1 protein-coding gene is annotated in these 1,539 nt (G+C 43.1%); it reads right to left on the bottom strand.

Annotation, left to right across the window (positions count from 1 at the left end):
• Window positions 1-263 precede the first annotated feature (263 nt).
• Window positions 264-1,430, bottom strand: a complete 1,167-nt coding sequence (locus ACVRYP_RS10635; RefSeq protein WP_447468678.1) for an IS30 family transposase — start codon at window positions 1,428-1,430, stop codon at window positions 264-266.
• Window positions 1,431-1,539: the final 109 nt, after the last annotated feature.

Genomic DNA, 1,539 nt, shown 5'->3' with positions numbered 1-1,539 from the left:
GCTAAATTCCCAAAGTAAGTTCCACCGTCCAGTCGCGTGGAAGTTAGTCTGCGAAAACATGATAAAATCAGTGGAAATCCGTGTCAGGGTAAGTTCCACTGGTTTTTATTTTCGTTGGATTGATAGGCTTTTTCGACATGTTTTTCTGTCAAAAAGGGTACACAAAACCCTCTAATCTGAAAGCGTTTCAGATTAAGTTCCACTATACTGGAAGTTAGTGTGAGACGTTTGAGAGGATTTTTGGATTGGTTTTTTCCTCGTTTTTAAATTTTATCTTGCAGTAATGTTGGTGATTGGCAGACGTCTTCCGCAGGGATTTGAGAAATACCGAGCAGTTTAGCGGCCTCTTCCCCGTAGGTAAAAGCAAAGAGCTCATAGGCTGACTTGCCGTTTAAATTGGCGCGTTTAACGCTATTAACGTGTGAACAGACCAGGTTGATGTCCTCTTGTGTCAAATGGTCAAAATCGCACCCTTTAGGCAAAATATCACGAATGAGGGTGTGATTTTTCTCGATTCTGGCTTTCTGGTCGGAACGATTGGGATCACAAAAGAAGAGTTTGGATTGGCCCCTGACGTCAATTTCAATGTCATCGACTCTGGCAAATTCACCACCATTGTCCGTAAGGATGACAGGGAATAGCTTGAAGAAATCATGGTTTCCCTCAAAGCAATTGTTCTTGATGGCTTGGATATGCTTGGCCACTTCAAGGGCAGTCCTGTTGTTCAAAAGTCTAGCAAAGATGAAGTTACAGAAGGAGAGATTGAAGGTCAGAAGGAGCTTTCCCCCAACACGACCGATGACCGTATCCATCTCTAACCAGGTTGTTACATTCATCTTGGCCAGATATTGTTGAAAGTCCTCGTAAGTCCGCCCGACCTTATCCGCTTTAAGGATAGGAGGCAGTGCCTTTTGACGTCTTTCTTTAAACGTCACCGCTCTTGGCAGGTCAATGGGGGCAACAGCGAGGTAACCTTTTCTGATGTGTCGATAGACGGTTGATGAGCTAACATTAAGGTCATGGGTTTTCAGGATATGATAGATGTGTTGCCCTTTTTTAACACCATCTGATATGACCTTTTCCATTTGCCAGAAAGTTTCCTTATTGAGCGGTGTCCCCTCACGAGCTTCGATAAGGGTTTGTTCATATTGTTTTTGCGCTTGCTTAGCTAAGTAGAAGACTTTCTTGTAGCCACAGTTTTGTCTTCTTTTTGGGCACCCATTACAGACAAAAGGGGCCTTATCAAGAAGCGGACAAGATAGCCCATGGCAAGTAGACGTTCTGACTTGTCTGTTGCGCTTAACTTCTTTAGACACAGTTGTCGGGTCTTTTAGGATGGCTTGCCCAATGGCTTTGAAGGTCTGTCCACTGTCTAAGCCTAGTTGAATGTCATTACGATCTGAGAGGGTTAAGTGTTTGTGTTTAGTCATGATGGATTATCTCATTTCTAACTCAAACGTCTCAGACTTAATTCCACCATAAAAATCCGTTTTACACTAACTTCCACTTCGAATGGGAGAGTGGAACTTAGTTTGAAAA

The sequence above is a fragment of the Streptococcus rifensis genome, assembly GCF_053203525.1.
Note: the sequence above shows the minus strand (reverse complement) of the source record. Positions and strands in the feature narration are given on the sequence as shown.

Coding starts and splice junctions, on each gene's coding strand:
- ACVRYP_RS10635 (WP_447468678.1), bottom strand. CDS start 1,430: ATGACTAAACACAAACACTTAACCCTCTCAGATCGTAATGACATTCAA.